Below are 26964 nucleotides of genomic sequence, written 5' to 3'. Positions count from 1 at the left end.
TGGAGGCCGACGTCGGTCGTGCCATTGGTCGTCGCCGAATAGGTCGGCCCATATTCCGCGAACTGCCAACCAAACGCCTTTGAGTAGAAGGCGCGCGTCAGCTCATGCGCGGTCGCGGTCGGCAGCTCGACATAATCGATGCGCGCGCCCGCCATCAGTACCTCCGGATCAGGCCGGCGAGCCGTCCCTGGATCTGGACGCGCCGCGGCTCGTAGCGCTGGGCCTCATATTGGCGGTTCGCGGGATCGAGGCGGATCATATTGCCTTCGCGGCGGAAGGTTTTCAGCGTCGCTTCCTCGTCGTCGATCAGCGCAACCACGATCTCGCCGTCCCGCGCCGTGTCGACCTTGCGGATGAGTGCGAAGTCGCCGTCGAGAATGCCTTCATCGACCATCGAGTCCCCGGACACTTCGAGCGCATAATGTTCGCCGGGGCCGAGCAGCGCCGCTGGAACTGAAAAACTCTCCGTCCCCTGCAGCGCCTCGATCGGCGTACCGGCCGCGATCCGCCCGTGGAGCGGGATTTCCAGCGTGTCGTTCGCGGGCGCCGGCGCCGCGGGACGCAGCTGCGTCACCGTCGCCGAGCGGGTCTCCGGAAGCTTCATGACCTCGAGCGCACGCGCCCGGTTGGGCAGCCGTCGGATGAAGCCGCGCTCCTCGAGCGCCGAAATCAGCCGGTGCACGCCCGACTTGGACTTGAGGTCCAGAGCTTCGCGCATCTCGTCGAAGCTCGGACTGACACCGTCCTTCTTAAGGCTTTCATCGATGAACAGGAGCAGTTCGCGTTGCTTGGCAGTGAGCATGACCGGCAATCCCCCGAACGAGACGGAACGAACGGGGAACGTGTAGGCAACAAACCAGCTCAGGTCAAGCGCGGCCCGAAGGATCAGCCGCCGGTGCCGCTCACCAGCCTCTTGCGCAGCGCTTCGATCGCGCTCTCGTTGCGCTTGACGCCGACCTGCTTTCGCATCGCCGCCAGGAACTCACGCGCATAATCCTGCGCCAGCCCCTGGCTCATTTCGCCCTGCATCTGGCTGATCAGCTCCGGCTGCGCCACCGCATTGCCCGGCGTGATCTTGTTGACCTTGACGATCACGAAGCCGCGGCCCTGCGGGTCGGCGAACATGCGGCTCTTGCCCTGGCCCAAAGTGAACAGCATCCGCATGGCCGGGGGCACCTCGCCCTGGGCGTTGGCGATCTGGATGCGCCGCGCCGCCAGCTGCTCGACGGCGGGAAGGCTGACGCCGCTTTCCTTAACCGCCTGCGCCAGCGGCATGCCGCGAGCGACCTTTGCCTCGATCTGCTTGGCCGCCACACGCGCCCGCTCAGCGGCCTTGTTGGCGATCCAGTCGGCGCGCACCCGGTCGCGCACTTCGGCGATCGGCGCTGCGGCTGCAGGGACGATCCGGTCGGGCGCTGCCATCGCATAGCCGCGGTCCGCGCCGAGGGAGACGATCTCCGGCGGATCGCCCGACGCGATCTCGAAAGCGGCCTTCAGCGCCGGCGCAAGCTCGGGCGGTAGCTTGAACGCGGCGTCGCTGCGTGACGTGCCGTTTGCCGTCAGCAACGGCGTCGTCGTGACCGGCAGTTTCGCCGCGGCAGCGGCTTCGGCGAAATTCGCGCCATCGTCGACCGCGGTCTGGACCCTGTCGACGATTTCCTCGAGCGCAGCCTTGCGCTTGTCGGCCGTCAGCTTGGGCGCGATCTCCGCCCGCACCTGCGCTAGCGACTTGCCGCTCTGGCTCTTCACGGCGTCGACCTTGGCAACCGCCCAACCGAAATCCGTCTGGACCGGGCCGACCACCGTTCCTGCCGAAGCCGCGAACACGGCCGCCGCGGCCTTCTCGCCCGCGACGGAGCTGTAAGCCTGCCGGGTCTGGTCGGTCAGCATGGTGACGGCGGCATTGGCGCCGGCGGGCGCCGCGGCGGCCTGCATGGTCGCACCGCCCTTCGCCCGTGCGGCGATGGCGTTCGCGGTTGCCTGGTCCTGGACCACGGCCTGGCTGATGTTGCGCGTTTCGCGGCCGGCATATTCCGCTTTGCGCGCGTTATAATATTGGGTGATTTCCTGGTCGGAAGCGGTGACGCCGGCGACCTGATCGGGCCCGATCCTGGCAATCCTCAGCGACCGCTGCTCAGGCACCATGTAGCGGCTGCGGTTGCCCGTGTAGAATTGCTGAAGCTCCGCATCGCTCGGATTCAGCCCAGCCTGGAACGCCGTCACGGGGATGATCGCGCCTTCACCCTCACGGGCTTCAAGAAGCATCGAGGCATAAGGCCGGGCCATGCCGACCGACACGCGCGCGTTCGCGGCGACCGGCGTCAGCATCAGCCGCTGGAGGATCCCGCTGCCGAGCACTTCGCGGACTTCGGCGTCGCTCAGCCGCTGCTGCGCGAGGAAGGCCTGGTAGGCCTGTTCGTTGAACTGGCCGTTCAGCCCCTTGGTCTGGGGAATCTGCGCGATTTCCGCATCGACCAGCCGCTTCGACAGAGGGAAGCCGAACTTCTGCGCGAAGGCGATCATCGTCTTCTGGTCGATGAACTCCTCGATCATGGGCATCAGGTCGCCGATGATCGACGGATAATCCGCTTCGGGCTGCTGCTGCCGCACCTGCTGAAGGCGCCGCTGCATGGTTTCGGAAATCTCGCGGTCGGTGAGCTGCTGATTGCCGACCTTGACGAGGTTGGAGCTGCCGCCGCCGAAGCCGAGGTTACCCGACCCGAAATTGGACATGTCGGCGACGGCGAAGCCGCCGACTATGGCGATCAGGACGGCGGCCATGATCCAGGTGCCGATTTTCGATTTTGAAGCGCGGCGGAAAAAGCGGAGCATCGGGGTTCCGGTGCGGTGGAAGAGGGCGCTCGCTTTAGGGGGCGGGCTGGCGCGCATCAAGCGGCGGCGCTAGTCGCCGCCCGCAAAAGGGGAAGATTGCATGGCGTTGAAGAAGCTTGTTGCCGGAAATTGGAAGATGCACGGGCTGTCGTCCGACCTTCAGGAGGTGAAGGCGATTGCCGATGGCGCGAGAGACTATCCCGGCGTCGACGTCGCTTTGTGCGTGCCGGCAATCCTGATCGAGCGCGCCGCGCGGGCGGTCCCCGGCTTCGCGATCGGCGGCCAGGACGTCCACCATGCGGAAAAAGGGGCTCACACCGGCTGCGTTTCGGCGCAGATGCTTCTTGATGCGGGCGCAACATTGACCATCGTCGGCCATTCCGAGCGCCGCGACGCCCAGCGCGAAAGCAGCGAGGAAGTGCAGTCGAAGGCGAGCGCAGCGCTTCAGTGCGGCTTGAACGTGATCCTCTGCATCGGCGAGCCGCTCGAGGTGCGCGAGCAGGGCAGGGCAATCGACTTCGTGCTCGACCAGCTCGATGCGTCGCTTCCGCCGCAGCCCGCCGCCGGAGCCGAGCTCGCAATCGCCTATGAACCCATCTGGGCGATCGGCACGGGCAAGGTGCCGACGAACGCCGAGATCGGCGAAATGCACGCGGCGCTCCGCGGCAAGCTCAAGGAGCGCTACGGCGCGGCCGGCGGGCAGGTGCGGATTCTATACGGAGGGTCGGTCAAGGGCTCCAATGCGGCGGAAATCTTCGCCGTCCCCGATGTGGACGGCGCGCTTGTCGGCGGCGCCAGCCTCAAGCCCGCCGATTTCCTGCCGATCGTCGCCGCCGCACAAGGCTGAGTCCCCGTTCCGCAGTTGAAAGCCTAGCCTGCGGCGACTAAGTGCCGGCGCGTTCTCGTACATCTTTCGAAAGCTTGCCGATGTTCGCCTTCCTGCTGATCGTTCAGTCGCTGATTGCCCTTGCGCTGATTGGCACCATCCTGATGCAGCGCTCGGAAGGCGGTGGGCTCGGCGTCGGCGGCAGCTCGTCGGGCTTCATGACCGCGCGCGGCGCGGCGGACTTTCTGACCCGCGGGACCGCGATCCTTGGCGGGCTCTTCATCATCCTATCGATCGTGATGGCGGCAATCGCCGGCGCAACGCGTGAGACGCCGAAGATCGACACCTCGCTGTCGAACGTCGCGGCCCCCGTCCAGCAGCAGCCGGTCCAGCCGCAGCAGCCGGCGCAGCAGCAGCCGCAACAGGCGCCGGCTGTCCCGCTCGCCCAGTAATAGCCAGTTGATCCGGTAAACCGCCGCTGATCCCCAGCTTTTTTCGCCGCGCGGGTTGCGTCGGCACCGTCTGTCCCCCTAAGCCTCGAATCCCATGGCGCGGTTCATTTTTGTCACCGGCGGCGTGGTCTCCTCGCTTGGTAAAGGTCTCCTCTCGGCATCGCTGGGGGCGCTTCTCCAGGCGCGTGGCTACAAGGTCCGCATCCGGAAGTTCGATCCCTATCTGAACGTCGATCCCGGCACGATGTCGCCGTACCAGCACGGCGAGGTCTTCGTGACCGACGACGGTGCGGAAACCGACCTCGACCTTGGCCATTACGAGCGCTTCACCGGCGTTTCGTCCAAGCAGTCGGACAATATCACGACCGGCCGTATCTACCGCGACATCATCGCCAAGGAGCGGCGCGGCGACTATCTCGGCGCCACCGTCCAGGTCATCCCGCACGTCACCAACGCGATCAAGGAATTCGCCCTCGCTGACATCGGCGATGTCGACTTCGTGATCTGCGAGATCGGCGGCACCGTCGGCGATATTGAAAGCCTGCCGTTCATCGAATCGATCCGCCAGCTTCGGAACGATTTGGGCCGCGACAACACCGTCAGCGTCCACACCACTTTGGTGCCGTGGATTGCCGCGGCGGGCGAGCTCAAGACCAAGCCGACCCAGCAGAGCGTCCGCGAACTCTCCAGCCTCGGCGTCCAGCCCGAAGTCCTGCTGTGCCGCTCCGACCGCCCGCTTCCGGACAGCGAGCGTGAGAAGATCGCGCTCTTCTGCAATGTGCCCAAGTCCGCGGTCATCCCGGCGCTCGACGCGCGCAACATCTACGACGTGCCGCTCCAGTACCACCAGGCCGGCCTCGACGACGAGGTCCTCCGCGCCTTCCGCATCCATGATGCGCCGCCGCCGGCGCTCGACCGCTGGCACGAGATCATGGACCGTATCGATCATCACGACAGCGAAGTGACGATCGGCGTCGTCGGCAAATATGTCGGCCTGCCCGACGCCTACAAGAGCCTCCGCGAGGCGTTGGTCCACGGCGGCATCGCCAACCGCGCCAAGGTCAAAATCGAATGGATCGACGCCGAGCTGTTCGAGAAGGACGACAGCGACATCGTCGCCCAGCTCGAGCCGCTTCACGGCATCCTCGTCCCCGGCGGCTTTGGCGAGCGCGGCAGCGAGGGCAAGATCGCCTCGGTCAAATTCGCGCGCGAACGCGACATCCCCTTCTTCGGCATCTGCCTCGGCATGCAGATGGCCTGCATCGAAGCGGCGCGGAATCTCGCCGGCATCGAACAGGCGTCGACCACCGAATTCGGCGACACGCCCGAACCCGTCGTCGGCATGATCACCGAATGGATGAGCGAGGAGGGCCTGCAGCAGCGCGCCGCGGGCGGCGATCTCGGCGGCACCATGCGCCTCGGCGCCTATCCGGCGAAGCTCGACGGCAACAGCGTCGTCCGGTCGATCTACGGCACGGATACGATCAGCGAGCGTCACCGTCACCGCTACGAAGTCAACGTCCACTATCGCGACCCGCTGGAAAAGACCGGGCTCGTCTTCTCTGGCATGTCGCCCGACGACCAGCTGCCGGAGATCGTCGAGCGGCCGGACCACCCCTGGTTCGTCGGCGTCCAGTTCCATCCGGAACTGAAGAGCCGCCCGTTCGAGCCGCATCCGCTCTTCGCCGGCTTCATCGAAGCAGCGGTCAAGCAGAGCCGGCTCGTCTAGCTTCAAAGGAACGCTGTTGCTGCTGACCCGTTAGGCGGCCGTTGCGCGGCTATAACGAAGAGGGTCTGCCATGCTACTGACCATTGCCATCATCCTGCTGATCCTGTGGGCGCTCGGCTTCCTGGGCGGCTTTGTGACCAGTTCCGTGATCCACCTCCTGCTCGTCATCGGCCTAATTGTGCTGATCTGGAATTTCGTTGCCGGCCGGCGGGTCGTCTAACGCCAGTCAAACAGGCGTTGCGGGGCCGGTTAACGGCTCCTAAATCAGCGCGATGACGAACAGTATTTCGACGCGCCTGGCGGTGCTGGGCTCGGGACCGGCTGGCTATACCGCGGCCATTTACGCGGCCCGCGCCGGGCTCAGCCCGATCGTGATCCAGGGCATCCAGCCCGGCGGCCAGCTCACCACCACGACCGACGTCGAAAACTATCCGGGCTTCCGCGACGTCATCCAGGGTCCCTGGCTGATGGAGGAAATGCAGGCCCAGGCCGAACATGTCGGCACCAAGATCGTCTGGGATCACATCTCCAGCGTCGACTTGTCAGGTCGTCCGTTCCGCCTCACGGGTGACAGCGGCACTGTTTACAGCGCCGATGCCTTGGTGATTGCCACCGGCGCTCAGGCCAAATGGCTTGGCCTGCCGTCGGAAGAGCATATGAAGGGCAGGGGCGCCTCGGCCTGCGCGACCTGCGACGGCTTCTTCTACCGCGGCAAGAAGGTCGCCGTCATCGGCGGCGGCAATACCGCGGTCGAAGAAGCGCTCTACCTCACCAACCACAGCCATGACGTCACCCTGATCCACCGCCGCGATTCCCTCCGCGCCGAGAAGATCCTCCAGGACCGGCTGTTCGCGAACGAGAAGATCAAGGTCGTGTGGGACAGCGAAGTCGTCGAGTTCGTCGGCGGCGGCGATCCCGAGGCGCTGGTCGGCCTCGACATCCGCAACCGCCGCACCGGCGAGATCAGCCGCATCGAGGTCGAAGGCGCGTTCGTCGCCATCGGCCACAGCCCCGCGACCGAGCTGTTCGCCGGCCAGCTCGAGCTCGACGAGGACGGCTATATCAAGGTCGAAACAGGCACGACCAACACCAGCATCGAAGGCGTGTTCGCCTGCGGCGACGTCATGGACAAGACCTACCGTCAGGCGGTGACCGCCGCCGGCACCGGCTGCATGGCCGCGCTCGACGCCGAGCGCTACCTCGCCGCCGAGGAATATCAGGCACTCGCGGCCGAGTAGATCCTAGGGGTTGCGGTCGCCGCCACCCGAATTCTGCTTGTGGCCGGTGCGGCTGTTGGACTCACCCTTTTCGTGCGCCTTCTGGTTGCCGCCTTTGTCCTCGCGCTGCCACTGGTCGAAGTCGCCCTTCTTCTTGTGATCGGTCATCTCATTCTCCTCGCCCCAGCGAACGCGCGAGGAGCGGAGCCGTTCACTCGTTCGGGTAGATCGCCTCGACGAAATACAGTCCCTGAGGCGGCGCATTGAGCCCGAGCGCGGCGCGATTGCGCGCTTCAAGCGCCGTTCGCATGTCGTGTGGCGACCACTGCCCACGCCCGACCAACGCCAGGCAGCCGACCATCGAACGCACCTGGTGATGAAGGAAGCTGCGCGCCGCGGCGCTGACGTGGATCTCCTCGCCGACGCGGCTGACCTCGAGCCGGTCGAGCGTCTTCACCGGGTTCTCCGACTGGCAATGAACCGACCGGAACGTGGTGAAGTCATGACGTCCAACCAGGTGCGCCGCGGCCTCGCTCATCGCCCCGGCGTCAAGCGGCACCGGAATATGCCACACCCGCCCACTATCGAGCGCCGGCGGCGCACGTCGGTTGAGAATTCGATACAGGTACCGGCGCCCGGTGCAGGAGAAGCGCGCGTGCCAGTCGTCGGCGACCGGTTCCACAGACAGGATCGACACCGGCTGCGGCCGAACCAGCGCATTCAGCCCCTCGCGCAACCGGTGCGCCGTCAGCGCTCGTTCGACGTCGACATGAGCCGTCATGGCCAAGGCATGGACACCGGCATCGGTGCGACCGGCAGCGGTGAACGCCGATTTCTCGCCGATCATCTTCTCCAGGGCATCCTCGAGCGCCTGCTGCACCGACGGACCATGGTCCTGCCGCTGCCAGCCCATGAACGGGCCGCCGTCATATTCAACCGTGAGCCGCCAGCGGGTCACGGCAGGATCGTCCCCTCTGCGATCGGAAAACCACGCAGCAGCTCCTCGACACCCATCGCGCCTTTGCCGGCCCGCTGGACCAAGCGGCAGTGAAGAGCGTCCTCGCCGCAGGCGATGACCAACGGCGCTCCGATGACTTCGCCCGGTGCACCCGCGCCGTCGACGCACTCGGCATCGAGGAGCTTGATCCGCTCGCCATTGGCTTCAAACCAGGCGCCCGGCACCGGGTTGAACGCCCGCACCTGCCGCTCGATTTCCTCCGCCGATCGGCTCCAGTCGATCCGCGCCTCGGCCTTGTCGATCTTCTTCGCATAGGTCGCACCCGTTTCGGGCTGTGCTTGCGGGGCAGTCGGGTTGGCGAGCCATTCGACCAACGCGTCGGCGCCGAGTTTCGCCATTTCTTCCGTAACTTGCCCGGCAGTCTTTCCAAACAACAACAGCTCGCGCTTGAGCAGCATCGGCCCCGTATCCAGCCCTTCGTCCATCTGCATGATGGTGACGCCGCTCACTTCATCGCCGGCGAGGATCGCGCGCTGGATCGGCGCAGCCCCGCGCCAGCGCGGCAGCAGCGAGGCATGGACGTTGACGCAGCCGCGTTCCGGGGCGTCGAGGATCTCCTTGGGCAGGATCAGCCCGTAGGCGGCCACCACGCCGAGATCGGCCCCGAGAGCCGCGAATTTCGCCTGCTCCTCGGCGTCGCGCAGCGTCCGCGGCGTCCGCACCTCGATGCCGAGCTGTTCGGCCGTCAAATGCACCGGGGTCTTGCGATCGGTCTTGCCGCGGCCCGCCGGCCTCGGCGGCTGCGCATAGACCGCCGCCAAGTCGTGCCCCGCAGCGACAAGCGCCCGGAGGCTCGGCACCGCGAAATCCGGCGATCCCATGAAGACGATCCGCAGTTCACCAACCTCCGTTCGCCCCGAGCTTGTCGAGGGGGTGTCCTTCTTTTGCGCCGCTAGAAGCAAAAGCAGTCCTTCGACAAGCTCAGGACGATCGGTTTATGGGGAGCACGATGGCGTCACACGAGATCGAAGCGCTGAGCCAGGCCCTCGCGCGCCTTCCCGGGCTCGGCCCGCGCTCGGCTCGTCGCGCGGTGCTTCACCTGATGAAGCGGCGCGAAACGGCGCTCCAGCCGCTCCTCCGCGCGCTTCAGGAAGTCACCGACAAGCTGTCGACCTGTTCGACCTGCGGCAATGTCGATACGTCCGATCCCTGCACGGTATGCCGCGACCCGCGCCGGGACGAGAAGATGCTGTGCGTGGTCGAGGAAGTCTCAGACCTCTGGGCACTCGATCGCTCCCGCCTCTTTCCTGGCCGCTACCACGTCCTCGGCGGCCGCTTGTCGGCGCTCGAGGGCGTCGGACCGGACGATTTGACCATCAACCAGCTGGTCCGGCGAGTGTCGGAAGGCGGGATCGACGAAGTGGTGCTGGCGATGAACGCCACGCTCGAAGGCCAGACGACCGCCCATTATGTGGCCGAGCGCCTCGAAGGATTTCCCATTCGTCTCAGCCAGTTGGCGCACGGACTTCCTGTCGGGGGTGAGCTCGACTATCTCGACGAAGGCACGCTGGCCCAGGCCTTGCGTGCGCGTCGGCCGGTGTCTTGAGGGGGAGACGATTATGCCTGTGACTGGAATCGGCGGCTTGTTCCTGCGCTCGAAGCATCCCGAAGCGCTCAAGGCCTGGTACGCCGAGCATCTCGGCGTCGGCGGCTCGTGGGGCATGTGGGAACAGGAGGCGGGGACCACCGTCTTCGCGACCTTCCCGCAGGACAGCGACTATTTCCCGCCCGACCGGCAGTACATGCTCAACCTTCGCGTCACCGACCTCGATGACTTGCTTGAGCAACTGAGCGCCGCGGGCATCGAGGTGATCACGAAGGAAGAGTGGAACGACCCGCAGACCGGGCGCTTCGCCCGCATCCACGATCCCGAAGGCAATCCGATCGAGTTGTGGGAGCCGCCTGCAAGTTGAAAAACCGTCTGTTCGCGGCGATATAGCGGCCATGGCCATCCGTCCGATCGTCGAAGTTCCCGATCCGCGCCTGCGCGAGATTTCAAAGCCGGTTGCCGAGGTGACGGACGAGATCCGCACGCTCGTCGCCGACATGTTCGAAACGATGTACGACGCCCCCGGCATCGGCCTCGCCGCGATTCAGGTCGGCGTCCCGCTCCGCATCCTGGTCATCGACCTTCAGGAGCCGGAGAATGCGGACGACCCGGAGAGCAAGCCGGTCAGCGACCCGCGGGTGTTCATCAACCCCGAGATTGTCGAGACCTCGGACCAGGACGTGCCCTATACTGAGGGCTGCCTGTCGGTCCCCGACCAATATGCCGAGGTCGACCGTCCGGACCGTGTCCGCGCCCGCTGGCTCGACCTCGACGGCAAGCCGCACGATGAAGAGATCACCGGTCTGCTGGCGACCTGCCTCCAGCACGAAATGGACCACCTGAACGGCGTGCTCTTCATCGACCATCTCTCGCGTCTGAAGCGCGACATGATCCTAAGAAAGATCGCTAAGCAGCGGAAAGCAGCCGCTTAATTCATCCCGGCCTTGAGGCGGAATCCGCTTCTTACGCTCCAATGCTCTCAGCCGCACGCCGGCAGTCCGCGGCGCATTCGCGGCACATCTGCGCGCACAGCTTGCAATGCTCGTGATCGTGGCGCTCGCATTCCGCCGCGCATTCGTCGCAGACGCGGGCGCATAGCTCGAGCATCTCCCGAAGCACCTGCTCGTTCGATCCGGTGCGCCGCACCGCCAGCTTGCCCGTCGCATCGCAGACATCGGCGCAGTCGCTGCACAGCCGGATGCACTGCGCCATGTCCATCTCCTCCGCCGCGCAGGCGTCGGCGCAGCTCAGGCACATGCGCGCGCAATACATCAGGTGATGGGCGGCATCCGCGAGCGGCTGGTTCACATGGCCCTGCACGTCGGGGTGAAGGGCGATCATCTTGCGAATGGACATGCGTTTCTCCTCTTCTTTCCGTCATTGCGAGGAGTGCAGCGACGAAGCAATCCACAAGAGCAAACGACGGCTGCAGGGCTTCGCTCCCTTGAGCTGACGAACAGGCTTGAGGCGTGCTCTTCGGGAGCTTACAGTTCCCATTCTGTTCCGCGGGGGAAATGATGAGCACTGGCCTGATACTCGTTCTCATCGTCGCAGGGCTTGGCCTTGGCGCATTGCTCGGCTGGCTCCTCGGCAGTCGCGACGCCACCGCCGCCAGGCACACGGTCGACAGCCTCCGGCTCCAGCTCGACGAGGTGGTGAAGGAGCGCAACGAAGCCCGCACCAACTGCGATGCCGCCTCGCGCGAGCTCGCCACCCTCCAGGCGGACGCCCGCAACTTCGACCAACGGATGAAGGACCTCACCGAATCCAAGGACGCGCTGATCGCGCAGTTCCGCGCCGTCGGCGACCAGCTGCTTGAAAAGGCGCACAAGGATTTCCTCGACAAGGCCGGCCAGCGCTTCAGCCAGGCGGACCAGCAGAGCGAAGCCAAGCTGAAGGCGCTGCTGCAGCCCGTCGAAGCGACGCTCAAGCGCTATGAAGAAGGCCTTCAGCGCGTCGAAAAGGAACGCGTCGACCATTATGCTGGGCTTCGCGAAGCCGTCGAACTGGTGCGGGCAGGGCAGGGGCAAGTGCGCGACGAGGCGCGTCGCCTGGTCACCGCGCTGACCTCGTCGCCGAAGCAGCGCGGCCGCTGGGGCGAAAAAAGCCTGGAAAACGTGCTGACTCAGGCCGGCCTCGTGAAGGGCATCGACTTCCAGCTCGAGGTCTCGACTGAAGGCGACGAGGGTCGGTTGCGCCCCGACGCGATCGTCAACCTGCCGGACGGCCGCAAGCTGATCATCGACGCCAAATGCTCGCTCAACGCTTACCTCGACGCGTGCGACGAGGTCGACGACGACAAGCGCTCCGCCTGTTTCCGCGCGCACCTCGCGTCGATCGTGCGCCATGCGCAGCAGCTCGGCAGCAAGACCTACTGGGCGCAGTTCGGCGACTCCGCCGAGTTCGTGGTCATGTACATTCCCGGCGAGCATTTCCTGTCCGCCGCGCTCGAGCAGGATCCCGAGCTTTGGGAGAAAGCGTTCAAGGACCGCGTGCTGCTCGCGACGCCGACCAACCTGGTCGCCATCGCCCGCACCGTCGCTACCGTCTGGAAGCAGGAGAAACTTGCAGCCGAGGCCGGGAAGATCGCCGAACTCGGCCGCGAGCTTCATTCGCGGCTCGCGACCATGGCCGAACACATCGCCTCGGTCGGCACCAACCTCGGCCGCGCCACCAACGCCTACAACAAGATGGTCGGCAGTCTCGAAAGCCAGGTGCTGACGCAGGCCCGCCGCTTCGAGGATTTTGGCGCCGGCAGCGCCAAGGAGATCGGCGTCGCTCCGATGCTCGAGGCAAGCCCCCGTCCGCTCACCAAGATGAGCGCACCCTCCAACGACGACCCGCCGCAAATCGCCGCCGAATAGCGCTTCGTTGCAATGTTGGATTTCGTGTGACAGCCGTCATCACGGTTCTTCGAAACGACAGCGCTTCGGCTCCCAATCTTCGCATGCCTCGCTCGTCATAGCGAAGATTGGCCGTCCCAGCTCTCAGCGAAGCTAGGGCAGCCGCTCCAGTTCGATCAAGCCGATCGCATTGCGAAGAGCGAGCCTTGGGCCCGGCGCCATGGTGAATTGCAGCGGCTGCTGGAGCACGGCAAGGCCGCGGCTCTCCAAAGTGGCTGCAGGCTCCGGGCAGCCCATGCGCGTCGAGGCGATCTGCTCGGTTACCAGCACCTGCCCGGTGACATGATAGCTGCCGCTCAATTGATTGCAGCCGAAGCGGCCGGCAATGCGGCCATTCTCAAAGCTCAGCCGATAGTCACCGTCGGCGGGCGTTGTCTGGCCGCTAAGGGCGACGACGCGCCAACGCGAGTTCTCCAGGCTGCCGCCATCGGCGGGAACCGTCGCGCAGCCCGCCACCGCGGCGCAGGCGAGCGCCAGCGCGAGGGCGAGGGCCTTAAAGCCCGCCGCAGCCGTCAAACCGGCGCCCGTCGACCGTGACCTGGACCTTGTCGGGATAGACCCGGTCGCTCATGCCATCGCTGCACTGGACACCTTTGACGATGTTCACGTTGATCCGCGGCGTTTGATAGATCGGACCGGCGAACCCGTTGATCGCCGGCGGCACCGGTTGGGTGAGCGGCGCCTTCTCCGGCTCGACGAACGTCAAATTCTTCTCGTCGATGAGGAGGTTCCAGAACGGCTCGGTGCCGACCGCATGATAAGGGGCGGGCGGCGGTCCGGGGATCGGCATGCAGGCGCCGGCAAGCGCCGGGAGGATGAAGATCAGCGCGCGTTTCATAGGCGGAACAACCTTGTTGCTGGTGTCAGGTTCCCTCATCGCCAGCTGGCGGTGATTGCAAAAGCCATGACGGCCGCGGCAACCGCGGCGTTCAGGCTGTCGGCGCGCCCGGCCATCGGGATCTTCACCAGCCTGTCGCATTCCGCCTCATAGGCCTGCGGCAAGCCTTGCTGCTCATTGCCGATCAGGAGGAAGCAGGGCTGCCGGTACTCGGCGTCGAGATAATCGTGCGTGGCTTTGAGGCTGGTGCCGACAAGTTGCCCTTCGCCAGACCGCAACCAAGGCAGGAACTCGTCCCAGCGAGCAGCGGCGATCCTTTGAGTGAACAGAGCACCCATCGACGCCCGCACGGCCTCGACTGAAAAGGGATCGGCGCAATCGTCGACCAGGATCAGCCCTCCGGCACCCACGGCGTCGCCAGTCCTGAGAATCGTGCCGATGTTCCCCGGATCGCGCAGCGCCTGCGCGACCAGCCACAACGGCGCCGAGCTGCGGTCGATCTGAGCGAGTGCGGTGTCCGGCTGCCGATAGGCGCCGAGCAGCATCTGCGGATTGTCCTTGCCGCTCATCTTGGCGAGGATGTCGGCGTTGGTCTCGACGGCGTCGCCGCCCGCCGCTTCGGTCGCGGCGATGATCTCCGCCGCAAGCGGGTGCCGCGCGCCGTCAGGGGAAAATGCGACGATCTCCGGCAGCCGGCCGCTGTCCCGCGCTTCGGCGAGGATACGCAAGCCCTCGGCCAGGAACAGCCCTTCGCTGCGCCGCGCCTTCTTGTCTCGAAGGGATCGCAGCAACTTGACGGTAGTATTTGAAAAAGAAGTGATTTCGCGGGGCATTATTCTTCCCCGAACCGATCCTCCACGAGCGCGACGAGCTTGCCCAGCTCTTCGCCGGCGAGGTCACCGGCGGCATGGATGGTGATCGTATCGCCCATCGCTGCGCCGAGCATCATCAGGCCCATGATTGACGTCCCGCATACGCGGTTGCCGTCCTTTTCCACCTCGATCGTCGAGCCGAGCTCGGCGGCGAGGTTGACGAACTTCGCGCTGGCCCGCGCATGGAGCCCGCGTTGATTGGTGATCTGGACGGACTGCGAGGCTTCGCTCAAGCCGCCGCTTCCCCGAGAATCTCCGACGCGACGGAGATATATTTGCGTCCGGCTTCGCGGGCGGCCGCAACCGCCGCATGCACCGGCATGACCTTGCGGGCGCCCTCCAGGCGGATCAGCATCGGCAGGTTGACGCCGGCAATCACCTCGACATTCTCGCCCTTCATTAGGCTGATCGCCAAGTTCGACGGCGTGCCGCCGAACAGGTCAGTCAGGATGATCACGCCCTTGCCGCGGTCGACGTCGGCAATCGCCTTCGCGATGTCCTTGCGGCGTGCTTCCATGTCGTCGTCGGGACCGATGCAGATCGCTTCGATCGCCTCCTGCGGGCCGACGACATGTTCCATCGCGGTGACGAACTCGGCAGCAAGCCGGCCGTGGGTCACCAGCACCAATCCAATCATCGATTCAACTCGTCCTCAGCCTCGCTCGCCGACGCGCGCCCGGGGTGCTGCTCGATCGTGTCTCTCGGCGAAGAATGGAGATCACGGTGACGCACATTCGGAGCAAATCCGGCGTTGCGCAACCGGTCGGCCATTTCGGCTGCGGCGGCCACCGAACGGTGGCGTCCTCCTGTGCATCCGAAAGCTACGGTCACGTAATTCTTGCCCGCCGCCCAGTAGCGGGGAATCCAATCGATGAGAAGCGCCTCGACACGGTCCAGCGCCTCGCCCCAGGCAGGCTCCTTGGCCAGATAGTCGCGGATCGGCTGGTCGAGCCCGGTCAGCGGCCTCAGCTCCTCGACCCAGTGCGGATTGGGAAGGAAGCGGAGGTCGAACATCAGGTCCGCGGTTCGTGAAACGCCCTTGGCGAAGGAAAAGGACGCCAGGGTGAGCACGGGATGGTCCGAGTGGCTGCCGTAGCGTCGCTTGAGCTCGGAACCGAGGTCGGCTGGAGTGAGGTCGGTCGTATCGAGCACGCTGTCGGCGGCGGCGCGGACCGGAGCGGTAAGCTGGCGTTCGCGGGCGATGCCTTCCTCGGCAGGAAGTTCCCCGGCGAGCGGGTGGCGGCGGCGAGTGGCGCTGTAGCGCGCGATGAGCTCGCGTTCCGAGCAGTCGAGGAAAAGGATTTCGGGATCGACGCCGTCGATCGAACGGACGAGCTCCGGCAGCCGCTCGGCGTCGAAGCCGCGGCTGCGCGCATCCATCGCCACCGCGGCATCGATCGTCCGGCACTGGTCGGTGCCATGGACGAAATTGCGCAGTAGGTCGGCGGGAAGATTGTCGACCACATCCCAGCCCATGTCCTCGAGTGTGTCGAGGACAGTCGACTTGCCGGCGCCGGACATGCCGGTGACGAGCAGCAGGCGAGGCTGGCGGCGCGGAGTCATTTAAGCCCGAGCCGGTCGAGCGCGACGACGACCTTAGCCGCTGCCGATGGCGTCATGGCGTCAACCGCGACGGCCGGCACGGAGACACCGAGGATCAGGCGCTCGCGACCGTCTTCCGGGTATCGTTCGATGTCGCTGGAGAGTTCGACGACCAGCGCGAGCGGCACATCGTCGACATGGCCGATCTCGACGATGCCGATGCCGCGAATTTCGAGCTTGCCGGCGATCGTTGCGGGCGCTGCGGCTAAAAGCCGATCGCCGTGCCGTTTGACCAAGGTCTGGTCATCGCTGACGAGGGTAAAGCCGCGGTCGATTAGCCTGAGGCCGAGGTCGGATTTTCCTGATCCCGACCGGCCGGTGATCAGCACGGCGCGGCCATCGATGGAAACGGCGGTACCGTGGATCGTCTCGGCCGACAGGCGAGGGGCGGACGCCGCCATCATTGCCGATCTGCCGCGGGCAAGCGGATCGTGAAGCGCGCGCCCGAGGGTGCATCGTCCCTGTCGTGCACGTCGATTTCGCCGTCGTGGCCCTGGACGATCGCCTGGGCGATCGCGAGCCCGAGGCCGGAGTGCCGCCCGAACTTCTCGCCTTCGGGACGAACCGAGTGGAAGCGGTTGAAGATCGCTTCGCGTGCTTCCGGAGGGACACCGGGACCTTCGTCGTCGATGCGGATCCGCACTTCGTCGCCGACGCGCGCCGCAGCGATTTCGACGAGGCCGCCGGCGGGCGAGAAGCTTACCGCATTGTCCAGGATCGCGTTGATCGCGCGGGCAAGCCGGTCAGGCCTTCCCATCACCGCTGCCGTCCCCTTGCGCGGGCGTGCGAAAGCGATCCGTGCATCGCCCTTCTCGCGCCGCGTTTCCCAACTCGAGACCAGCGCCTCGATCAGCGGGCCCAAATCGACCCTCTCGAAGGTCGCGCGGGCGAGTTCGGCGTCGGTCCGTGCCGCCTCGCTGATGTCGTTGATCAGCCGATCGAGACGCCGCACATCGTCTTGCGCGATACCCATCAGCCGCTTGCGCAACGCCGGGTCGTCAACCTTGTCGAGCCCGTCGAGGGCGGACCGCAGAGAGGCGAGGGGGTTCTTCAGTTCGTGGGTCACGTCGGCTGCGAAAGATTCGATATTGTCGATCCGCTGGCGCAGCGAGTGGCTCATGTCCGAAATCGCTCGAGCCAGCAGCCCGATTTCGTCAGTGCGGTTGGGTAGGCGCGGAACGTTGACCTCACGCGATCGTCCGAGCCGCACGCGGTGCGCGGCAATCGCCAGCCGGCGCAGCGGCCGGGCAATGGTGCGGGCGAGAAAGATCGACAGGAATATCGAGACGGCGAGGATCACCGCCATGGCGCCGAGGATGATGCGCCGCTGGCGCCTGACGGTACGCGTGAACGAGCGGTCGTTCTCCGTTGCGAGCAGGACGTTGCCGGCGACAGGCGCAGCGGCGGAAATGACCGGCGTCAGGTCGGGGGCATTGCGAATGGCCGAGGTTGCTTTGCCGCGCTCGCGCGCCTGCAGCGCTTCCGGCCAAGCCTGAAGTCGGTCGGTAGCCGGCTCGACATAGTCGTCCAGGCTTTCTGCGCCGACCAGGAAGTTGAACGCACGATCAGCGCCGCGCGCCAGGGCCTTGTTCCACGCCTGGGTGGCGGGGTCGCGGAGCTCGTATGTCGGTCCTGTCTGGCGCCAGCTGTCGATCAGCAATGCGCCGTCCGGTCCGTAGACGCGAAAGCGGTTGCCGGTGACCTGCGATGTAGTCGCCAGCAGCGCGGACCATTCCTGCTTCGGCATGTGACTCATCGCAGCGGCGGCGCTTGAGACCTCGATGCGCGTCTGCCGCGAACGTTCCTTGGTCAGCCGGTTCCGGAACACGTCGAGATAGAGCGTGCTGAGGATCACCAGCAGCACCGTCAGAAGGTTGAGCGCGAGGATCCGGTAGGTGAGCCTCCAGCGTCCGAGCGACCTCAGCTGCGGTTCGCCGGCGTCAGGCTTCGTCGAATCTGTAGCCGACGCCATAAAGGGTCTCGATTGCATCGAATTCGGGAGCGGCGGTCCGGAACTTGCGCCGGATACGCTTGATGTGGCTGTCGATGGTGCGGTCGTCGACATAGACATCGTCGCTATAGGCGACATCGAGCAATTGGTTGCGCGTTTTCACAACGCCCGGGCGCTGCGCGAGCGCTTCGAGGATGAGGAATTCGGTCACGGTCAGGCTGACATCCTTGCCGTCCCAGCGCACCTTGTGCCGCGCTGGGTCCATGATCAGGCGTCCGCGCTCCAGCGGCGCCGGCTCCGCGTCCGAGTTACTCGCCGTCGCTTCGCCCCGTTCCAGGTCGCGCCGGCGCAGGATCGCGCGGATCCGGGCGATCAGCAGCCGCTGCGAGAAAGGCTTGGCGATATAGTCGTCCGCTCCGACTGCGAGGCCGAGCGCTTCGTCGAGCTCGTCATCCTTCGAGGTCAGGAAGATGACCGGCATCGCGCTCGACTCGCGCACGCGCCGGAGCAGCTCGATCCCGTCCATGCCCGGCATCTTGATGTCGAAGATGCCGAGGTCCGGCGGATTGTCGTTGATCGCTTTGAGCGCCACCGCAGGATCGGAATAGACGCGGGTCACGAACCCCTCCTGCTGGAGCGCGATCGACACCGAGGTCAGGATGTTCCGGTCGTCGTCGACCAGCGCGATCACCTGGCTCATGCGTCCTTTTGCCTGTGCCCCAGCCGGTTCAAGTCCGCGGGATTAGCCACCCCGTCACCGCGAAACAAGGAAAGTCGCAAGCGGGTCGGGAGCTGGTTTCGGATGCGGCACGAAGACGCAAACGGCGGCCCGGCCGTTTTGACGAGGTGAGACTTTCGTGCCTATAGGCCGGCAACGCATACGTATGCGGCGGCAGCCATTGGTCGCCGCCGCTTTTAACATTGGAAGGGAAGCAGTTTCGTGAACGATCGCGTACCGCGTCGCGGACTTGACGCACAGGGCATCGCTACCGGCGCCAAGCTTTTCTGGAACCTGACCACTGCGCCCCTGGTGGAGCAGGCCGTTCGCCGTGGCGAAGGCCAGCTGACCAAGGATGGTGCGCTGCTGGTCGATACCGGCAAGTTCACCGGGCGCAGCGTGAAGGACAAATATGTCGTCCGCGATTCCGTCACCGAAAGCACGATCAACTGGGGCGCGATCAACCAGGAAATGTCCGGCGAGCATTGGTCGAACCTGAAGGCCGATTTCCTCGAAGCGCTGAAGGGTCAGGAAGAGCTGTTCGTTTCCGACCTCTACGGCGGCAGCCAGCCCGAATATCGCGTCAACGTCCGCGTCATCACGCAGATGGCCTGGCACAACCTGTTCGTGCGGACCCTGCTGGTTCGCCCGAAGGCGGAAGAGCTGCCCGGGTTCGAGCCGGAATATACGATCATCAATCTGCCGAGCTTCAAGGCCGATCCGGCCCGGCACGGCTGCCGCAGCGACACCGTCATCGCGGTCAACCTTTCGGAAAAGCTGATCCTGATCGGCAACACCGAATATTCGGGTGAGATGAAGAAGGGCGTGTTCGGCCTTCTGAACTTCCTGCTTCCGGCGCAGGGCGTGATGCCGATGCACTGCTCGGCGAATATCGGCGCCGACGGCAAGAGCGCGATCTTCTTCGGCCTGTCGGGCACCGGCAAGACGACGTTGTCCGCGGACGCCAGCCGCACGCTCATCGGCGACGACGAGCATGGCTGGTCGGACACGGCGGTCTTCAACTTCGAAGGCGGTTGCTACGCCAAGATGATCAACCTCTCGGCCGAGGGCGAGCCGGAGATTTACGCGACGACCAAGATGTTCGGCACGATCCTCGAGAACGTGGCGATGGACGAGGTCACCCGCGAGCTCGATTTCACCGACGCAAGCAAGACCGAGAACACGCGCGGCGCTTATCCGATCGAGTACATCCCGAACACTTCGCGGGATAATCTCGGGCCGCCGCCGTCGACGATCATCTTCCTGACCGCCGACGCTTTCGGTGTGCTCCCGCCGATCTCACGCCTGACTCCGGATCAAGCCATGTACCACTTCCTCTCCGGCTACACCGCGAAGGTCGCCGGGACGGAAATCGGCGTGACGGAGCCGCAGGCGACCTTTTCGACCTGCTTCGGCGCCGCCTTCATGCCGCGGCCGCCGAGCGTCTACGGCAACCTGCTCAAGGAGCGGATCGCCAAGGGCGGCGCGGAGTGCTGGCTGGTGAACACCGGCTGGACCGGCGGCAAGTACGGCGTCGGCAAGCGCATGCCGATCCGCGAGACGCGCGCGCTTCTGAATGCCGCGCTCGACGGCAGCCTGAACAATGCCGAGTTCCGCAAGGATCCGAACTTCGGGTTTGAAGTGCCGGTCGAAGTGCCGGGCGTCGACACCGCCATCCTCGATCCGCGCAACACCTGGGCGGACAAGGACGAGTACGACCGCACCGCGGCGAAGCTCGTTGACCTGTTCAACGACAATTTCGCGCAGTTCGCGGACCACGTGGACGAGGGCGTCCGCCAAGCTGCGCCAAAGGCCCAGCAACAAGCGCAACAAAGCGCAGCGCAAGCCACCCTCGCTTAAACGGCCCGGTCGCTGATCGGGCCCTCCACAAGGACCCGATCAATGACCGACTACAGACCTTGCCTGTTCACGTCCGACGCCGATGTCACGCATATCGGCGAAGGCCTCCTCGCGCGCACCCTGCCGCGTGCCGAATGGACCCACGAAGCGCATCTCGCCGCCACGACTTATCTGCTGGTGAAGCGGCCCGACATCGACCTCGACATGCGGCTGCCGGACATCATCAGCAGCTACAATGAGAGCGTCGGCGGCATCAACGACGACACCCAGGGTTATCACGACACGATCACCCGCGTGTTTCTTCACGGCGTTCGCCTGTTCCTGGCCGAAGCGGACGTCACCGAATCGCTCCACGACCTGGTGAACGAGCTGCTGCTGTCGCCGATCGGCCGGCGCGACTGGCCACTGCGCTTATATTCGCCCGAGCGCCTGTTCTCGGTCGAAGCGCGGCGCGCCTTCGTCGCCCCGGATATCGCCGCGCTGCCCTAGCGGCGCTCGGCGATATAAGCGTTCACCAGCTCTTCTAGGACGTCGAGCGGGAGCGAACCGTTTTCGAGCACGACCGCGTGGAAATCGCGGATGTCGAACTTCGGCCCAAGCTCTCGCCGCGCCTTGTCCCGCAGCTCGAGAATCTTGAGCTGCCCGACCATGTAGCTGGTCGCCTGGCCCGGATTGTTGAAGTAGCGCTCGACTTCCTTGGTCGCGTCGCGCTCGGAGAGCAGGGCGTTGGTGCGGAAATAGTCGATCGCCTGCTCGCGGGTCCAACGCTTGGAGTGGATGCCCGTATCGAGCACCAGGCGGACCGCGCGCCAAAGCTGCGTCGAGTACATGCCGAACTCGGAATAGGGATCGTCGTAGAAGCCCATCTCCTTGCCCAAGCCCTCGGCATAGAGGCCCCAGCCTTCGGCATAGGCGCCATAGCCGCCGAAGCGGCGGAACTTCGGAAGGTTCGGAAGCTCCTGCGCCAGCGCGATCTGGAAGTGATGGCCGGGCGCGCCCTCGTGATAGCTGATCGCCTCGGTCTGGGGCTTCACCACCTGATTCATGTCGGCCAGGTTGACGTAGTAGATGCCCGGCCGCGAACCGTCCTCCGACGGGCTGTTGTAGAAAGCGACGGCGGCGGTGTCCTGCCGCCAAGTCTCGACGGCGCGGACTTCTAGCGGCGCCTTCGGCAAGCGCCGGAACCATCGCGGTGCCGCCGCCATCACCTGGGCGATGTAGCGGCGGCCATCGGCCAGATATTGCTCCCGCCCGGCGGCGGTGTTCGGATATTTGAACTGCCGCTCTTTGAGAATGTGCGCGAAGAACTCGCGCAGCGTTCCCTTGAACCCGACCTGCTGCTTGATCCGCTCCATCTCGCCATGGAGGCGCGCCACCTGCTGAAGGCCGATGTTATGGATCTGGTCGGCGCTGAGCTCCGTGGTCGTCGAGCCCTGAAGTCGATTGGCGTAATAAGCATCACCCTCGGGCAGGCTCCACGCACCTCGATTGCCTTTGGCCTGCACTTCGAGGTCGCTCCAGGTGGTCAGGAACGTCTGGTACCCGCGGCGAACGGGCCCGGTGAGCGCCTCTCGCGCGCTTGCCACCAGACGGTCTTTCTCTGCTTGAGGCACGTCGAGCTTTGCGACCTTCGCCTTGAAGTCGGCAAACACCGGCACGTCTGCGCCCTTCGTGAATGGCGCTCCGGCAATCACTTTCTCCGCATCCTTGCGGACGGGAGCGAAGTTGAAGGTCGACGGCACCATCCCCATTGCCGCCTGCCGGCGCATATTCGCCGTGATTTCGCCCATCACCCGTTCGACTTCGCGAAGCCTCGACACATAGGCCTCGGCATCGGCGACGGTGGACACGCGATGCTGGTTGATCAGGAAGACGGGGATGGAACCTGCCGGGCTGCCGTTGGTGCTCGCCGGGAAGCCGTGCCAGCGCCAGCGGAAATCGGCGACGTCCTGCTCGACTTCCTCTTCGAACAAGCGATAGCTGAGCCGTCCCGCGGGCGTGAGCTTCGCCGGGTCAAACTGCGCGCGGAGCTGCGCCAGCTGGGCCTGCTCCAGCGCCAGCCCCTGCTGGCGGTATTCGTCCGTGTAGTTGTTGAGCCGGTCGTACTGCACCTTGCGGCCGAGCGACGTCAGCGCCTGCGGCGAGCGCGCGACCTGTTCTTCAAAGGCGGCGTCCAAGAAGGCGGTCAGCCGCCGGTCCTCCGCCTCCGGATCCGCTGCAGGCGCTGGCGCAGGAACGGCCGCGACGGGCGGGGGAGATGTGGGCGCAACAGGGGCCACCGTAGTGCAGGCTGTGGTGGCAAGCAGCAGGACGGCAAGCGTCGATAGGTTCTTCAAGTGACTTCCCCCGTTAAACGTCAGCGCTTCGCGCCGGCGACATATTGATCCACGTTCTTGGCGAGCACGTCCATCGGCACATTGCCGCCGAGGACCAGCGCATCGTTGAAGGCCTTGATGTTGAAACCGGCGCCTAGGGCGGCCTTGGCGCGCTCGCGCTGGCGATTGATTTCGCTGTGGCCGACCTTGTAGCCGCAGGCCTGGCCCGGCCAGCTGCAATAGCGGTCGACTTCGCTGCGCGCTTCCGGCTCCTTGGTGCCGTTCTCGTCGATGAAGAAGCGCACCGCCTGCTCGCGGCTCCAATTCTTGGCGTGAAGCCCCGTATCGACGACCAGCCGGCACGCGCGGAACGCGATGCCCTGAAGATAGCCAAGGCGCCCTGCGGGGAAGTCGTCATAAGCCCCAAATTCATCAGCCAGCTGCTGCGCGTAGAGCGCCCAACCTTCCGAATAAGCGTTGAAGGAAAGGAGGCTGCGGATCAGCGGCAGCTTGTTCGCATATTCGCCCTGCCAGACGTGACCGGGGATCGCTTCGTGGTGCGTGAGGTCAGGCAGGTCGAACTTCGTGTGGAGGTCGGTCGACCGGAGGTTGATCCAGAATTTACCCGGGATGGACCCATCGATCGAACCGGCTCCCCCGTACGCGCCCGGCGCGCCGGGTTCTTCTTCCGGAGGCAGCCGGCGAACCGCGAGATTGCCGCGGACCTGGGTGTTGAACATCTGCGGCAGCTTGGTGCGGATGATGCGCAGCCGCTCTTCGATGAAAGCCATGATCTCGGCCCGGCCCTTGTCGCCTGGCGAAAATTTGTAGCGCGGGTCGCGTCCGAGCGCCTGCATCCGCTCGCCCACCGACCCCTTCGTGTAGCCGAGGCTCTTCAGGATCGGGTCCATGCGCCCTTGAAGCGCGCGCAACTCCTCAAGGCCCATCTGGTGGACCTCGTCAGGCGTCATCCTGGTCGTGGTCGAAGCCTTGAGGGCCCAGCGGTAGTAATCGTCCCCATTCGGACGCGCCGAGATGCCCGGCGCGTCGCTGGCTAGCCCGCGCTGCAGCTTCAGCTCGGCGATCTGCCGATCGAGCGCCGGAGCAACGTTCTTCTGGACGATGGCGCGGGCGCGCTCGGCCCAATTGCCTGCGATGTTCTTCTGCCGCGTGCGCCGCTCGATGGACTCGATGATACCGCTTGAGCCCTCATGCGCTGCCTTGGATGACGCCTGGAGCTGGTTCAGCGCCTTGTCGATCAGGAACGCCGGCGGGATCAAGCCTTTGTAGCGGTAGGCGATGACTCGTCCGAGCTCATTGTCGAGCTGCTGCGCGTAGGACTGGACCCGCGCGAGATATGCTTGTGCGTCGGCGGCGTCGTTGATCGGATGGTCGGCATCGAGGAAGCGCGGCACGTCGAGGTAGGCGCCAACATTCTGAATGACGACGTAGGGCGTGTTGCGCCACCCACCGACCGACACGTCGCCGTAGGGGAGCATGAACCCTTCAAGCGACGTCGAATAAGCGCTGCGCACCACTTCCACGCTGGTGCGGACCGAGTGGGAGAGGGGCGCCACGTCGACTGCATTCACCTGGGCGAGATCGGCGCGGAGGGTTTGCGCCAGCCGTTGCTGGCCGATGCCGGACCGGTCGGTCAGCCGCGACCGCAGCCCGGCATGCTCGCCCTTGTCGATGCCGAGTGAGGTGGCGCTTTCGGGATAGTGGTTGAGCAAGCGCGTCGCGACGTCGTCGAGAAGGGCGCTGGCCCGCGCATCCGCTTCCTGGTTGACGGCTTGCGCCGACGCCACGGTCGGAAACGCAGGGATAGCCGCCGTAGCGAGCATGCCGGTCAACGTCTGGCGGCGGCTCAATTGGAGATCAGGCACTCGTTGCTCCTGGCGATGGAGGTTCGATCCTCGGTTCCACGCCGCAGCTTCAGGGTCAACGCGCTGTACCTGCCGCTCGTCGAAATGTTGGTAATCAGGATGGCGGCAGGGCGTGCTCCGGCTCGACCTTCAGGCAATTGCCTTCGACATCGACGATGCGGACGCGCTCGCCCACCGAGGCGGGACTGCCGCGCGCCGACCAGACGCTATCGCCGACGCGCACCCGGCCGCCGTCGGAGTTGACGGGTTCGACCACCATCACGACGCGGCCCAGCATCTGGTGCACGCGATCGTTGAGGTGCGGGTTTGCGCTATAGTCGTAGCGGGCTGCGTAGAAGCGGCGGCTGCCAACGCGCGTGACGAGCAGCGCCAAGGCGGCGAACAGCGCGAGCTGGAGCGGAACGCCGATCGGCAGCGCGATGGCAGCGACCCCTGTCGCAATCGCCGCGACACCGACGAAGGCGAGCCAGAAGCCAGGCGCGACTAGTTCGGCGATCAGCAGCACCACGCCGCCGATCAGCCACAGCCATTCGGGATCGAGGTCGATGCCGTTCATTGCGAGGCTTTGGGCACCGACGGCGCATTCCGTGCGATGCGGGCAGGCTTGTCGTCCCGGCTCATCACTTCCTTGGCGAGCTCACCGATGCCGCCGAGCGTGCCGATGAGCTGGGTCGCTTCGACCGGGAACAGGATCGTCTTCGCATTCGGCGAGCGAGCGAACTCTCCAACCGCTTCGACATATTTCTGTGCGACGAAATAATTGATCGCCTGCGCGTTACCCTCGGAGATTGCCTGCGAGACCAGAGTCGTCGCCTTGGCTTCCGCCTCTGCGGCACGTTCGCGCGCTTCCGCTTCGCGGAACGCCGCCTCCTTGAGGCCTTCGGCTTGCAGGATCTGACCCTGCTTTTGACCCTCCGCCTGGAGGATGGCGGCGGCACGCAGGCCTTCCGCCTCGAGGATGGCGGCGCGCTTTTCGCGCTCCGCCTTCATCTGCCGAGCCATAGCGTTTGAGATGTCCGCCGGCGGCCTGATGTCCTTCAGTTCGACGCGGGTGATCTTCACGCCCCAGCTCTCGGTCGCCTGGTCGACGACGGCCAGAAGCCGGGCATTGATCTCGTCGCGCTTCGACAAAGTCTCGTCGAGATCCATCGAGCCCATGACGGTGCGCAGGTTGGTCGTCGAAAGGGCCATGATCGCCGAGTAGAGGTCGCTGACCTCATAAGCGGCCTTGGCCGGATCCAGCACCTGAAAGAAGACGACGCCGTCGACCGCCACCATCGCATTGTCCTTGGTGATGATCTCCTGCCCGGGGATGTCGAGCACCTGCTCCATCATGTTGATCTTGCGGCCGACGCGGTAGAAGAACGGCGTCACATAGTTGAAGCCCGGCTCCGCGACCCGGACGAAGCGGCCGAAATGCTCAATCGTATAGCGATAGCCCTGGCGAACGATCGTCACGCCCATGATGATGTACATGAGCACCAGGATCGCCACTGCGCTCAAAAAAGTGGTCAGCATTTCGTCTCTTTCCCCCTGTCCCCGATTGCGGGCATGATGCGACGGCGATGATGCAAGCGGAAGCGAAAAACGACGGGCATGCGGACCTGTTTGCGGTGCGGTCGGTGCTATTCCTGCCGGCGTCCAACCCCCGGGCGATCGCCAAGGCGCACGACAGCGCCGCCGACCTGGTGGTGCTCGACCTCGAAGACGCCGTGAAACCGGCTGACAAGGCGAGTGCGCGCACCACGGCCGTAGAGGCCGTCGGCGGCGACTGGCGCATGCCGGTGGCTATTCGGATCAACGGCGCCGGCACTGAATGGCACTCGCTGGACCTGGATGCCGTGGCTGCTTCGAGCGCCGACTTTGTGGTCGTTCCGCGGGCCGCATCGGCTCATCTGATCGGCGACGTGCGGAACACCACCTCCAAGCCGGTGCTGGCGATGATCGAAACGGCTGCCGGAGTGCTTGCTGCTGCCGACATCGGACCGGAGACTGCGGGCCTGATTGCCGGCACGAACGATCTTCGCGCCGACCTCCGTTTGCCGCTATCCGCCGACCGCCAGCCGATTTCCGCCGCGCTGCAGTTGATCGTCTTGGCTGCCCGAGCGGCGGGCGTTCCGGTGTTCGACGGCGTGTTCAACGGACTTGCCGATGCGGAAGGCTTGCTGCGCGAGGCCGAGGACGGCCGGCGCTTGGGGTTCGACGGCAAGAGCCTGATCCACCCCGACCAGATCGAGCCATGCCACCGCGCATTCGCCCCGAGCGGCGAGGAGGTCAATCGGGCACAGGCGCTGGTCGACGCCTTCCAGGGCGGGGCCGAGAGATTCGGCGATGAGATGATCGAGCGCATGCACGTGGAGTCCGCGCGGCGGGTGCTTCAGCGCGCCGGCGCTTGA

31 protein-coding genes are annotated in these 26964 nt (G+C 65.4%); 12 read left to right on the top strand and 19 right to left on the bottom strand.

Annotation, left to right across the window (positions count from 1 at the left end; translation table 11 throughout):
- Positions 1 to 154 precede the first annotated feature (154 nt).
- Both lexA and VIL42_12180 read right to left on the bottom strand, forming a co-directional pair.
- Positions 155 to 802 carry a transcriptional repressor LexA gene (gene lexA / locus VIL42_12185; GenBank protein HEY8593601.1) on the bottom strand — a complete coding sequence of 216 codons (648 nt, stop codon included), beginning with the start codon at positions 800 to 802 and terminating at the stop codon, positions 155 to 157.
- Between the two features lie 83 nt (positions 803 to 885).
- Positions 886 to 2832 (bottom strand): peptidyl-prolyl cis-trans isomerase, encoded by a 1947-nt coding sequence (locus VIL42_12180; GenBank protein ID HEY8593600.1) that lies wholly within the window; start codon positions 2830 to 2832, stop codon positions 886 to 888.
- A 100-nt stretch (positions 2833 to 2932) separates the two neighbouring features.
- Between VIL42_12180 and tpiA the strand changes: the two genes are divergently transcribed.
- The 5 genes from tpiA to trxB all read left to right on the top strand — a co-directional run bounded on the left by tpiA (position 2933) and on the right by trxB (position 7077).
- The gene (gene tpiA / locus VIL42_12175) at positions 2933 to 3679 is read left to right on the top strand and encodes a triose-phosphate isomerase (protein HEY8593599.1); all 747 of its coding nucleotides are present in this window, start codon (positions 2933 to 2935) and stop codon (positions 3677 to 3679) included.
- 80 nt (positions 3680 to 3759) lie between these two features.
- A complete protein-coding gene (gene secG / locus VIL42_12170) occupies positions 3760 to 4110 on the top strand; it encodes a preprotein translocase subunit SecG (GenBank protein HEY8593598.1) in 351 nt (116 codons plus the stop codon).
- Positions 4111 to 4204: 94 nt separating this feature from the next.
- Positions 4205 to 5839, top strand: coding sequence for a CTP synthase (locus tag VIL42_12165; protein ID HEY8593597.1), 1635 nt, complete (start codon positions 4205 to 4207; stop codon positions 5837 to 5839).
- Between the two features lie 70 nt (positions 5840 to 5909).
- A complete protein-coding gene (locus VIL42_12160) occupies positions 5910 to 6059 on the top strand; it encodes a lmo0937 family membrane protein (protein ID HEY8593596.1) in 150 nt (49 codons plus the stop codon).
- 52 nt (positions 6060 to 6111) lie between these two features.
- On the top strand, positions 6112 to 7077 hold the full coding sequence (trxB, locus tag VIL42_12155; protein HEY8593595.1) for a thioredoxin-disulfide reductase: 966 nt from the start codon (positions 6112 to 6114) through the stop codon (positions 7075 to 7077).
- A 3-nt stretch (positions 7078 to 7080) separates the two neighbouring features.
- Here trxB and VIL42_12150 read toward each other — a convergent pair whose 3' ends face one another.
- Genes VIL42_12150 through fmt form a run of 3 tightly spaced genes read right to left on the bottom strand, consistent with a single transcriptional unit; the run spans position 7081 to position 8910 of the window.
- Positions 7081 to 7224: a hypothetical protein gene (locus VIL42_12150; protein ID HEY8593594.1), complete on the bottom strand. Its 144-nt coding sequence runs from the start codon at positions 7222 to 7224 to the stop codon at positions 7081 to 7083.
- 43 nt (positions 7225 to 7267) lie between these two features.
- Positions 7268 to 8014, bottom strand: coding sequence for a tRNA pseudouridine(38-40) synthase TruA (gene truA / locus VIL42_12145; protein ID HEY8593593.1), 747 nt, complete (start codon positions 8012 to 8014; stop codon positions 7268 to 7270).
- Complete coding sequence (gene fmt / locus VIL42_12140; GenBank protein ID HEY8593592.1) at positions 8011 to 8910, bottom strand: methionyl-tRNA formyltransferase; 900 nt, start codon at positions 8908 to 8910, stop codon at positions 8011 to 8013. The genes truA and fmt overlap by 4 nt, the downstream gene beginning before the upstream one ends.
- Before the next feature lie 113 nt (positions 8911 to 9023).
- Between fmt and recR the strand changes: the two genes are divergently transcribed.
- Genes recR through def form a run of 3 tightly spaced genes read left to right on the top strand, consistent with a single transcriptional unit; the run spans position 9024 to position 10555 of the window.
- Positions 9024 to 9620, top strand: a complete 597-nt coding sequence (gene recR, locus VIL42_12135; GenBank protein HEY8593591.1) for a recombination mediator RecR — start codon at positions 9024 to 9026, stop codon at positions 9618 to 9620.
- Positions 9621 to 9633: 13 nt separating this feature from the next.
- Complete coding sequence (locus VIL42_12130) at positions 9634 to 9987, top strand: VOC family protein (GenBank protein HEY8593590.1); 354 nt, start codon at positions 9634 to 9636, stop codon at positions 9985 to 9987.
- 31 nt (positions 9988 to 10018) lie between these two features.
- The gene (gene def / locus VIL42_12125; GenBank protein ID HEY8593589.1) at positions 10019 to 10555 is read left to right on the top strand and encodes a peptide deformylase; all 537 of its coding nucleotides are present in this window, start codon (positions 10019 to 10021) and stop codon (positions 10553 to 10555) included.
- A 31-nt stretch (positions 10556 to 10586) separates the two neighbouring features.
- Here def and VIL42_12120 read toward each other — a convergent pair whose 3' ends face one another.
- Positions 10587 to 10979, bottom strand: coding sequence for a four-helix bundle copper-binding protein (locus VIL42_12120; protein HEY8593588.1), 393 nt, complete (start codon positions 10977 to 10979; stop codon positions 10587 to 10589).
- A gap of 161 nt (positions 10980 to 11140) precedes the next feature.
- On the opposite strand from VIL42_12120, the gene rmuC reads away from it, so the two are divergent.
- Complete coding sequence (rmuC, locus tag VIL42_12115) at positions 11141 to 12487, top strand: DNA recombination protein RmuC (GenBank protein HEY8593587.1); 1347 nt, start codon at positions 11141 to 11143, stop codon at positions 12485 to 12487.
- 132 nt (positions 12488 to 12619) lie between these two features.
- Here rmuC and VIL42_12110 read toward each other — a convergent pair whose 3' ends face one another.
- Genes VIL42_12110 through VIL42_12070 form a run of 9 tightly spaced genes read right to left on the bottom strand, consistent with a single transcriptional unit; the run spans position 12620 to position 18489 of the window.
- On the bottom strand, positions 12620 to 13042 hold the full coding sequence (locus VIL42_12110) for an META domain-containing protein (protein ID HEY8593586.1): 423 nt from the start codon (positions 13040 to 13042) through the stop codon (positions 12620 to 12622).
- A complete protein-coding gene (locus VIL42_12105) occupies positions 13020 to 13364 on the bottom strand; it encodes a hypothetical protein (GenBank protein HEY8593585.1) in 345 nt (114 codons plus the stop codon). Before VIL42_12105 ends, VIL42_12110 begins: the two co-directional genes overlap by 23 nt.
- Before the next feature lie 35 nt (positions 13365 to 13399).
- Positions 13400 to 14197 (bottom strand): RNA methyltransferase, encoded by a 798-nt coding sequence (locus VIL42_12100; protein HEY8593584.1) that lies wholly within the window; start codon positions 14195 to 14197, stop codon positions 13400 to 13402.
- Positions 14197 to 14469 (bottom strand): HPr family phosphocarrier protein, encoded by a 273-nt coding sequence (locus VIL42_12095; GenBank protein ID HEY8593583.1) that lies wholly within the window; start codon positions 14467 to 14469, stop codon positions 14197 to 14199. The genes VIL42_12100 and VIL42_12095 overlap by 1 nt, the downstream gene beginning before the upstream one ends.
- Positions 14466 to 14873, bottom strand: a complete 408-nt coding sequence (locus VIL42_12090; protein HEY8593582.1) for a PTS sugar transporter subunit IIA — start codon at positions 14871 to 14873, stop codon at positions 14466 to 14468. The genes VIL42_12095 and VIL42_12090 overlap by 4 nt, the downstream gene beginning before the upstream one ends.
- Entirely contained in the window at positions 14870 to 15799 is a 930-nt protein-coding gene (gene rapZ, locus VIL42_12085) for an RNase adapter RapZ (GenBank protein ID HEY8593581.1), read from the bottom strand. Before rapZ ends, VIL42_12090 begins: the two co-directional genes overlap by 4 nt.
- The gene (locus VIL42_12080; protein HEY8593580.1) at positions 15796 to 16242 is read right to left on the bottom strand and encodes an aldolase; all 447 of its coding nucleotides are present in this window, start codon (positions 16240 to 16242) and stop codon (positions 15796 to 15798) included. The genes rapZ and VIL42_12080 overlap by 4 nt, the downstream gene beginning before the upstream one ends.
- A complete protein-coding gene (locus VIL42_12075) occupies positions 16239 to 17810 on the bottom strand; it encodes a stimulus-sensing domain-containing protein (GenBank protein ID HEY8593579.1) in 1572 nt (523 codons plus the stop codon). Before VIL42_12075 ends, VIL42_12080 begins: the two co-directional genes overlap by 4 nt.
- Entirely contained in the window at positions 17779 to 18489 is a 711-nt protein-coding gene (locus VIL42_12070; GenBank protein ID HEY8593578.1) for a response regulator transcription factor, read from the bottom strand. Before VIL42_12070 ends, VIL42_12075 begins: the two co-directional genes overlap by 32 nt.
- Before the next feature lie 240 nt (positions 18490 to 18729).
- Between VIL42_12070 and VIL42_12065 the strand changes: the two genes are divergently transcribed.
- Together VIL42_12065 and VIL42_12060 are read left to right on the top strand one after the other, a co-directional pair.
- Positions 18730 to 20367 carry a phosphoenolpyruvate carboxykinase gene (locus VIL42_12065; GenBank protein ID HEY8593577.1) on the top strand — a complete coding sequence of 546 codons (1638 nt, stop codon included), beginning with the start codon at positions 18730 to 18732 and terminating at the stop codon, positions 20365 to 20367.
- A 42-nt stretch (positions 20368 to 20409) separates the two neighbouring features.
- Positions 20410 to 20856 (top strand): hypothetical protein, encoded by a 447-nt coding sequence (locus VIL42_12060; GenBank protein ID HEY8593576.1) that lies wholly within the window; start codon positions 20410 to 20412, stop codon positions 20854 to 20856.
- Here the strand turns inward: VIL42_12060 and VIL42_12055 are convergent.
- The 4 genes from VIL42_12055 to VIL42_12040 all read right to left on the bottom strand — a co-directional run bounded on the left by VIL42_12055 (position 20853) and on the right by VIL42_12040 (position 26086).
- Positions 20853 to 22703 (bottom strand): DUF885 domain-containing protein, encoded by a 1851-nt coding sequence (locus VIL42_12055; protein ID HEY8593575.1) that lies wholly within the window; start codon positions 22701 to 22703, stop codon positions 20853 to 20855. The genes VIL42_12060 and VIL42_12055 overlap by 4 nt on opposite strands.
- A gap of 20 nt (positions 22704 to 22723) precedes the next feature.
- Entirely contained in the window at positions 22724 to 24526 is a 1803-nt protein-coding gene (locus VIL42_12050) for a DUF885 domain-containing protein (GenBank protein HEY8593574.1), read from the bottom strand.
- Between the two features lie 136 nt (positions 24527 to 24662).
- Complete coding sequence (locus VIL42_12045; protein ID HEY8593573.1) at positions 24663 to 25124, bottom strand: NfeD family protein; 462 nt, start codon at positions 25122 to 25124, stop codon at positions 24663 to 24665.
- Complete coding sequence (locus tag VIL42_12040) at positions 25121 to 26086, bottom strand: SPFH domain-containing protein (protein HEY8593572.1); 966 nt, start codon at positions 26084 to 26086, stop codon at positions 25121 to 25123. Before VIL42_12040 ends, VIL42_12045 begins: the two co-directional genes overlap by 4 nt.
- 47 nt (positions 26087 to 26133) lie before the next feature.
- Here VIL42_12040 and VIL42_12035 point away from each other — a divergent pair, with 47 nt between their 5' ends.
- Positions 26134 to 26964 carry a CoA ester lyase gene (locus tag VIL42_12035; protein HEY8593571.1) on the top strand — a complete coding sequence of 277 codons (831 nt, stop codon included), beginning with the start codon at positions 26134 to 26136 and terminating at the stop codon, positions 26962 to 26964.

Origin of the sequence: Sphingomicrobium sp. (assembly GCA_036563485.1) — a bacterium.
In the GTDB taxonomy this organism is placed as follows: Bacteria; Pseudomonadota; Alphaproteobacteria; order Sphingomonadales; family Sphingomonadaceae; genus Sphingomicrobium.
Note: the sequence above shows the minus strand (reverse complement) of the source record. Positions and strands in the feature narration are given on the sequence as shown.